Origin of the sequence: Marinobacter sp. SS5-14b (genome assembly GCF_030541005.1) — a bacterium.
Classification (GTDB): domain Bacteria; phylum Pseudomonadota; class Gammaproteobacteria; order Pseudomonadales; family Oleiphilaceae; genus Marinobacter.
The window spans coordinates 1-8,573 of sequence record NZ_JASSVM010000019.1; the positions used below are offsets into that span (position 1 = coordinate 1).

The 8,573-nt window shown below is 54.4% G+C and carries 8 protein-coding genes and 4 tRNA genes; all 12 read right to left on the reverse strand.

All coding sequences use genetic code 11. From position 1 onward, the window contains the following. The coding region (locus QPL95_RS18105) for a GTP-binding protein (RefSeq protein WP_303292329.1) at positions 1-122 on the reverse strand (122 nt) is incomplete at its 3' end. Positions 123-172: 50 nt separating this feature from the next. Next, positions 173-248, reverse strand: a tRNA-Thr gene (locus tag QPL95_RS18110). Positions 249-261: 13 nt separating this feature from the next. Then, positions 262-336 (reverse strand) — tRNA-Gly (locus tag QPL95_RS18115). Positions 337-346: 10 nt separating this feature from the next. Next, positions 347-431 (reverse strand) — tRNA-Tyr (locus QPL95_RS18120). 40 nt (positions 432-471) lie between these two features. Next, positions 472-547: transfer RNA gene (locus QPL95_RS18125), tRNA-Thr, on the reverse strand. Between the two features lie 31 nt (positions 548-578). After that, positions 579-1,193, reverse strand: coding sequence for a hypothetical protein (locus tag QPL95_RS18130; protein ID WP_303292323.1), 615 nt, complete (start codon positions 1,191-1,193; stop codon positions 579-581). A gap of 20 nt (positions 1,194-1,213) precedes the next feature. Next, positions 1,214-1,948 carry a type III pantothenate kinase gene (locus QPL95_RS18135; RefSeq protein ID WP_303292324.1) on the reverse strand — a complete coding sequence of 245 codons (735 nt, stop codon included), beginning with the start codon at positions 1,946-1,948 and terminating at the stop codon, positions 1,214-1,216. Further along, on the reverse strand, positions 1,945-2,910 hold the full coding sequence (locus QPL95_RS18140) for a biotin--[acetyl-CoA-carboxylase] ligase (protein WP_303292325.1): 966 nt from the start codon (positions 2,908-2,910) through the stop codon (positions 1,945-1,947). Before QPL95_RS18140 ends, QPL95_RS18135 begins: the two co-directional genes overlap by 4 nt. 118 nt (positions 2,911-3,028) lie before the next feature. Next, positions 3,029-5,431 carry a DUF6160 family protein gene (locus tag QPL95_RS18145; RefSeq protein WP_303292326.1) on the reverse strand — a complete coding sequence of 801 codons (2,403 nt, stop codon included), beginning with the start codon at positions 5,429-5,431 and terminating at the stop codon, positions 3,029-3,031. A 15-nt stretch (positions 5,432-5,446) separates the two neighbouring features. Next, the gene (locus tag QPL95_RS18150) at positions 5,447-6,007 is read right to left on the reverse strand and encodes a DUF6160 family protein (RefSeq protein WP_368389772.1); all 561 of its coding nucleotides are present in this window, start codon (positions 6,005-6,007) and stop codon (positions 5,447-5,449) included. Further along, positions 6,004-7,089: a hypothetical protein gene (locus QPL95_RS18155; RefSeq protein ID WP_303292327.1), complete on the reverse strand. Its 1,086-nt coding sequence runs from the start codon at positions 7,087-7,089 to the stop codon at positions 6,004-6,006. Before QPL95_RS18155 ends, QPL95_RS18150 begins: the two co-directional genes overlap by 4 nt. Further along, positions 7,089-8,291 (reverse strand): DUF6160 family protein, encoded by a 1,203-nt coding sequence (locus QPL95_RS18160; protein WP_303292328.1) that lies wholly within the window; start codon positions 8,289-8,291, stop codon positions 7,089-7,091. The genes QPL95_RS18155 and QPL95_RS18160 overlap by 1 nt, the downstream gene beginning before the upstream one ends. Positions 8,292-8,573 lie beyond the last annotated feature (282 nt).

An 8,573-nucleotide genomic window follows, 5' to 3' on the forward strand; every position in this document is an offset into this window, starting at 1 on the left:
CCCCAAACTTCGTGACATACACGAGTCAGGGCGGCTGTCAGAGTGGTCTTACCATGGTCAACGTGACCAATGGTTCCCACGTTCAAGTGCGGCTTACTACGCTCAAATTTTGCTTTAGACATTCGACCAAACCCCCTAATCAACCAGGATCGTAACGTTGACCGGATAAAAATGGAGCTCATGACCGGAATTGAACCGGTGACCTCATCCTTACCAAGGATGTGCTCTACCGACTGAGCTACATGAGCATTGAAACCAAATTGGAGCGGGCAGCGGGAATCGAACCCGCGTCATCAGCTTGGAAGGCTGAGGTAATAGCCACTATACGATGCCCGCGAGCAATAAGTGGTGGAGGGGGCAGGATTCGAACCTGCGAAGGCTGAGCCGTCAGATTTACAGTCTGATCCCTTTGGCCACTCGGGAACCCCTCCCGTACAAATCCGCAATACGGATCTGCTCAAAACTTAAAAGTGGAGCTGGCGGACGGAATCGAACCCCCGACCTGCTGATTACAAGTCAGCTGCTCTACCAACTGAGCTACGCCAGCTCACATTCGCCTCTTCAGCGAGGGCGGTATACTACGGATTTTTTTCTGGCGTTGCAACACCTTCGCAGGTCTTGCTTTCGATCAAATCGAATTTAATACCAGTTTCCGCTTCAACCGCCTGAACCGTCTCGGTTTCCCGACCCGATTCCACGTCAAAAACGAGCGCGTATCCTATCCGATTTCGGGGGAACTTGGCCAGCACTACATTTAAATTTGCCGCCTTTTTTTCAGCCAACACCGATTCAGCGGCCTGCAGTGATTCAAACAAACCCAGCGAGATGGCGTTACGGTACTCGCCCTGCGCCACGATGTATGACTCAACCCCCTGGATTGCCAGGCTCCTGAATTGATTCCGGGCAGCCTCGTCAGGCTGTGGCGGGATCAGCACCCAATGCAGTGGCGGCAACTCCTCCGCCCGCGACTCAACACGATAGGCTCGCCCCAGCTCCTTTCCAACAGATGCCGCCCGCTCCGGGGATTCGAACCAGCCAAGGCTGACGCAAACCAACCCAGGGGCAACAGTCGACGCCTCCGGCGAGTCCGGCTTAAGACTGATCACCCGTGGCAACACCCCACTTCCGTCCAGAACTACGTTATCAGGTTCGACCCAGCCTGGGGCAAACCACAGAGCCACGTTGATGGTCATCAGGATTAAAGCCGCCCACCTCATTGAGTACACGCCAAAGAGTGAACCGCCTGCACTCCATCCAGCACCAGGCCCTCACGAATATCGGCTTTCAGGCCCAACTTATGAAAGCGGTGGGCATCACCGCCGGTCAAAAATATACGCCCAAGGCGACTCCCAGCGACGTCACTGTGTATTTGGCGAATGATGCCCTGGGTTAGCCAGGCGAGCCCATGGTTTGCGCACTCTCCAGTCGACCTGCCGGGGCGGGTGTCGAGCTGATCATCAAACTCAAACCCTATTCTGGCAGCGTCGAGCTTGAGACTGCGCCGCATCATTTGCAGACCAGGCAGGATAAACCCGCCCAGATGACAGCCGTCCTCCCCTACATAGTCCACCGTCACTGCACTTCCCGCATCGACCAGCGCGAAGCCAGCCCTCACCGACTGCCAGCATGCGAGCATGGCATACCAGCGGTCAGAACCCATTTTGCTGACATCCCGGTACGAGTTCAGTAATCCATCGCGCTGAGCCTCGGACCCATAAAAAGAAACGGGTGCTGGTGTGATCTGGCGAATCGCACGCTCCAAGCCTCGCTGACCGGCTTCGGACCCTACAGACGACACCCCGACACTGTGTATCTCCCTCTCTAACACAGGCAATCCGGAGAAGGGCTGCGGAGAGTCCAGTACTGACACACCCTCTGCCTGGATGACAGAGCCATGGGCCAGACGCCACTTTACCCGGGTATTCCCGGCATCGATCAGCAGGATCATGGAACTACCCGCAAGCTGATGTCACCTGCCCTGACCGACACAAGGCCAGCTTCGGTTTCCAATTGATAGTTTCCGGTGTTGTCGACTCCGGCTCCACGACCCGCCAACGTTCCCTCCCTTGCAACCAGAGGTTGTCCAAAGAAAATGTCACGCGCCTGCCACTCGGCCCTGAACGCCTCAAAGCCGCCTGACTCGAACACATTAACTATGCTGACAACCTCGTCTATGATTGCAGCCGCGAGATCATTTCTCACCCACGCCCGGCCCGGCCATGTTCCAGCCAGACTGGTCCATGGCTGGTCAATGCCAGGCGCCTCTTTCATATGTACGTTGATGCCAATACCGGCGATAACCTGAACCTGGCCCTCCTGAAGCTCGCCCTGAATTTCTACAAGAATTCCACCAAATTTCTGGCCTCTCGCGAACAGGTCGTTCGGCCACTTAAGGCCTACGTCATCAGCCCCAAGGCTCTGGAGCGCCCTGGCAACGGCAACCCCCAAAACCAGACTAAGACCGTCCAACACCTCAAAGCCACCCCGAAAGGTCAGCCCCAGGCTCAGATACAGATTTTCGCCCCTGGGACTGGACCAGTTCCTCCCTCGCCGACCTCTTCCAGCGGTCTGGGCGTCAGCTAAGACAATGGGCACCAAGCCGTTCGCGCTGACCAACTGCCTCGCCACCTCGGCGTTTGTCGAACCTACCTCTGAAAGCGTCGTCAGTGCCACCAGCTTTCGACATTCTTCCGGGAGCGCCGCCAAAATACGGTCTCGATCTAACAGGTCGAGCGTTGATACAAGTTGATAACCTTGCCCTCGAATTGTTTTAACCTCGAGCCCCTCTGATACCGCCCTCTTTATCTGCTTCCAGACGGCTGTGCGGGAAACCCCGAGCTCCTTTGCCAATGACTCTCCTGAGTGAATACGACGATCGCTGAGCAAGGCCAATAATGCGTTGGGCTTCATGGGGTGCTATCCAGACAAGGAATGAATCAGCGGGGATTAAACAACAGGATGGCGTAAAAAACAAAAAGGCAGCGTGAGGGCTGCCCTTTTAATTGTCGATACCGCGTGGCCCAAAAGCCTATGGAATGGGCGTCGCAGTCAGATTGGCCCGAATATCAAAGTTTTGCAGCTTGGCACCAAACACCGCAGTTTGGGCACCTCCGTTTCGATGAATCAGATCGATATTATTGATCGACAATTCCTTGAAACGGGTTTCTGCCTTCACCGCAAACCCCAACGGCCGGTTAACCAGCTCAGCCTGCCCGGGTTCCGAAACATACCGATACCCCTGGGGTGCGTTTGGATCCATGATCTTCTCATCCCCCCGACTGCCGACAACTCCCCTGGAATCCGGACCGCTGTCCTTTTTGGTCACCTTGGTCTGATAGATATCCACGGCGAGGTCCGTGCGGATACCGTAGGTGTTGTCATCGATTCCGTCACCGTTAAAGTCGCCACCGTCACTGGTGTGAATATCATTAATCAGCAACTGGGTTCCGGTGCCGTTAATGGCTTTTCCTTGACCATCAACAACCCGGTTTGTCTCCCACAAAACCGCATTTCTTTTATCCGGGCCTTCGGCACGGGCAAGAATCTTCTTCATAGCAATAGTGACCCCCTCTTCCCCTCGCGCCTCCCAGGAACCGCCTGAATCACTGCAGGAGGAGGATGAACTTCCCGTGCCGCCGACACACACATTACCGGCCCCGCCGGGAGAGATCACCATAGAGCTACCCTGCTCGAAACTCTGCAATTTCAACCGCCCGAAACTGGCTCCATCTGTACTCGTTCCAACCCGGACATTGCCTACATCCATATCGCTCCAGGCTTCGCCGGTTTCCATTACAAGGCCCTCTTCGGTAACGTCCACCGTCATATTGCGAACGTGACCTTCGTAGGTCATTTCCGTTAACCAAAGTCCTTTCTGAGGAATCTCACCATTTCCTTCATCATAAGGCGCAGCAATAACAGCGGCCTTGCCGTCCCTAATGTAAATATCTGAGTTAATCGTTAACCCATCGCCCGACGCTCCACCCGCCCCAAGCGTTACGTGGCCATCCAACTCAAATTCGTAGGCCGGGTAAACACCCAGAGCCAGCAACAACTCGGTACCACCCTGAAGCGGCGCATCATCACTACCCACCCGCAAGCCGTTGATTCGATAGCCAGCTTTGAGCCCATCAAAGCCAACCCTTAATCCGTCATAGAATCTTGTTCCATTACGAACCTCATCACGGGTTACATTCACCGTGACATCCCCTCGCCCCCAGGATTGCAGGCCGCTGATGATGACTCGATTGCCATCTTCGGTATAACTCAGGTCAGCCAGCCTGAGGCTCCACTCGGTGGCAAGCCGAAGGCCTTGAGGCCCGGCATCGGGATGGCCACCGCCCTGAAGATACAGTGCATTGGTGTAGCCCCTGCCATTGAACACGTGATCTTCAAGGACAAAACTGAGGTTGACTGAACCGAAGCTCAGCCCGCCGCTACCGAGCTCAACCGCCCCGATATTAACCTGGCCGTCGAGCTTTCCGAGGGTTAACGCAACGGCTGCGCGCCCTTCCCAATCCTCGTCAACATCCAGCCGCAGGTCGTGAATTCGGTAATTGCCCGTAATGTCTCGCAGGGCCAAGGCGTTGCCATCGTCTACATAGAGGAACGAGGCGGTATGAATCGTTGTCTCGTGATCAATTCTCAACCCCTGCCCCTGGCGCCCACCGGCGGTGATACCGGTTCTAGAGGACAGTTCAAAAGAACTCTCCAACGCGCCGTAGCTGGCAAGTGGCACACCACCGGGGCCAGAGCTTGCACCATGGTACACCGGGTTATCACTGAACCTGATAGCACCCACACTCCAGTTACCTTTTACCATCGGTGACACCAGCTCAAGGGTGTTACCGACCACATCCAGGGTCACGCCTAACGCTTCAACACTCATGGTGATATCGTCAAGGAACACCGCATTGCCGTTGGTCCTGTACCCTAGGCGACCACCGGTCATCGTGTACGCTGTATCAAAGGTGTAACCATTGCCGCCAACAGCCCCTCCCTGGCGGATGGTCAACATCCCTTCCAGCGAGTGATCAAAAAACACGCCCCCCATGCTCAGCCCGGGAGCTCCGGCAAGTCGAATATCAGAAAACTCAATCCTGCGATCTTCTACCAGGTATTCGAGGTTCAAAGACGCATCCGCACCAATATCGATGCGTGTTCTGTGCAGCGCTCCCTGGCCCGGGGATTCCGAAGATCCCACCTTGAAGCCTTCAAGGCGAACAGCCTGTCCATCATCGTAATAAGACAGACTGTCAGCGGCCATATTGAGGTCCATCTCCAGAGTAATACCACTCTGCCCCTGAATTCTGGAGAGCGCCGTGTCGTCAAGCTGGCGCATATCACCATAGCCTGCCGCGGCGAAACACATCAAAGGTAGCGCCCTCAAACCATTCATCAATTGCCTGGGACCTCTGCGTACATTCGTCATAGAAGAACTCCCCGGCTATGGATTGCCATCAGGAAAGACAAGGAGATTACCCTGCATAACGACATCTCCCTGCATTTCGATCGCAAAGATATCCGTTTGCTGGAAACCAGGATCCGTTGGACGAGCGGTGCTGCTTGCCGCCAACTTGAACTGGACATCGGAAAATCGAACCGTGTCGGGCAACCCAAGTTCAATCACATCGCGATCAAATACCTCTCCGTCACCACCGAAACCGGAATCGATTGAACGCACACGCAATGTCAGGCCTTCGAAGGAAAACTTTCCTCTGATCTCATCCAGCACCATCCAGCCGCCATCTTCTTTCAGGCGGTAGGCAAAGCGAGCTCCACACTTTTTGTCCTGCTCTTCGCAGCGCCCGAAATAACTGTTCTCAACCGGCCCACCCACTTCATTGATACTGATATCACCTGAAAGATAGATGCCACCCTGGCCTGAGACGTCCGATAACGCATCATCACCCAGCGGCGCCATCTCGGCCAGCACACTCACAGGTAAAGCCTGCAGGCCAAAACACACCAGTGACGCAAGACTGAATCTAAACGTGCCTCTGCTCATGGTGCCAGGTCCTTTGTCTGAATCTTGAGGTGCTGGATCAGCATTCCTTCGACACGAGCAGAGCCAAAGTCACGATCTCCCACACTGAAGTTGCCTATTCGCAGGTTGCTGCGAAGGTCTGGGTTGGAATAGTAAGAATTATAGTAATCCCAAGTCTCAGCGTTGCTGCCGGATCGCTGGCCGTTGGCAGCTATCTGACCAACAGCTGGCCGAGCGATTGAATCAACCTCAAGAATGAAGTTACCGCCGCCATCAACATCGAAAAAAACTGGTTGCAGACTATTGCCAATGGCCAGCTCCAAGGCAAAATCGGCCATCGTGATCCGTGACCCACAGACACTGCCATCCTGCGAGCAGGCATTAATAGACACTTCCGGGGAATAGAGGTTCAGCTTGAACTGGCCGGCCATCTGGCGGCGCTCATCGTCACCCCATAAACGAATATAGCTGCCATCGATAACCGCGCTTTGGGCGTGCAGGTTGAGATTCGAAGACCGGTCACCACCTACCGCCACATTCATTTGCATCCCAATATCAGCCCTTTCACCGCGCCAATCGTCGGTAGCGGGCCTACTGGAGCAAGTACCGGAGCCAGCAACCGCTGATGCCCCCATGCAGTCATACCCTTCGCTGGCCATCACTTTCGACGGTGCCGCCAACTCGAGAATCGCCTTATTTGGGACGCCTATGTCGTTGCCATCAACCACCCCGATTCGCCACGGATTAACCAGACGACCAAGATTAACGGGTGTGAGGTTTTCGCCATAGTTGCTGCCGGCTCCGGCGATATAAAGATGATTTACAGTAATATCAACGTCACGCCCGTCCGTGCTTTTGATGCCGGTGATTCGAAATATTCTTCCCTGCTCACCGTTTTCACCAGGCTGATCGGTACCGTGCGAGAAGGTAAAGTTATCGAGGACCAGCCCGATACCCGCTCCGTCAACCTCGGACAACTCGGCATCGTCCAGCGTCTGGAGCTCAGCCTGTAGGGGTGAATGCCAGCCTAAGGCAACCGACAGCATGATGGCCGCCAAACAATGACTGTAGCGGATCAAAAGGGACCGGGTATCGGTAGCCATCAGAACAACCCCCGGCCACGGTCAATGTATTCGGTGCGATACCGATCAGTTCCGTTCAGCGCTTCGTTCAGATTCACTTCGGTGGCACCATTGGGAATATTGAAGAATGCCCCGGAAGTTGCACGAACAAAGTCTTCGACAGTCAGATCGGTCTTTTTGACGTCCTTAATCCAGTCGAGATCCTTCGTCTGGAAGGACATAAATGCACCATCAGCGGATCCGGTAATGCGGCGTTCGCCGTTAACCTCTTCAACCTGCCCTATTGGAAAGCTGTTATACATATCCAGATCAAAGCAGGCATCAATTCCGAGGACTGTGCAGTTATTAGCGTAAACATATATATCGCCCGAACCACAGCTAAAAAAGGAACAGTCTGGAACTTCAATTTCAGAGCTCGCGCCCCAGCCAATGAGATTCTTCAATGCCCAACGCGTAAAGCTATTGGCATCCGCAAGAACAAAGCGCTCACCGTTTGGCACACCGATGTGTTCAGACCGGATAGGATCAAGTTCACCCAGCCGGGGATCGCCCGGCTCGCCATAAACGAGCTGCGCGCGTGTCGAGAGAGGGCTGCTACCCGCCAAAAGGGGCGTCAGCAAAACAATCGCCTGATCAAAAAAGTTGCCGCTGGAACTCGCGGCAGACATGCCTTCTCCCCGATCTATGATATCGATGTTAACGCTGCCGGTCAGTGTCTCGATTTTCCCTGAGAGCACGCCCATCGCGTCACCAAATCCCAGGCGGACACCGACCACCTCACTGGTCGCCTCATCGAAGGCGAACTCAAAGAAAGGGTTTTCGATCATGAACGGGACAATTTCATTTTCCGCGTAAGCGGATCCGTCCGGCCGATATTGCCGGGCCGCTTTGCTGTTCTGCTGATAATAAGCCCGATTATTGATGTAACCGAGCGAAAAATCTTTGATCAGGACGTCGGATGACCCTGCTTTCTCGCCCGCTCTTTCGTAGCGACCAAGCTCCAAGGTATCGATATTGGTCTGGATTTCGATATCCATGCCAAGATTAACGCGGGTGTAGGACGTGTTGTCATCAGGATCGGGATGATACTGGCGGTCAATCGAAACGAACGCCTGGCCGGTGACTTCCGACATCTGCTCATCGGAAATAGGCTTAAGCCCCGCAACTGCTGTTACAGGCAAAGCTATGGCTAAAGCCAGCACGGTCGATAACTTTTTACTCATAGTCGCACCTAACAGCCGCTTTTGTTGTTGGCAGTATGAACGGGATGACTGATGAGCGTCTCTGATGCTGGCTCTTTTTGTAATTGCGTGGCCAGTCTTTACGATATGTTAACTTTGTTTGCGGCGTGTGGCTGTGCGTTTGGTCATGTTTTGATTAAGCTAATAAAAAACCCCCGACAGCGGAGCTATCGGGGGTTTGGGTATTAGGCGCCTGACGATGACCTACTCTCACATGGGCAACGCCACACTACCATCGGCGCAGGTCTGTTTCACTTCTGAGTT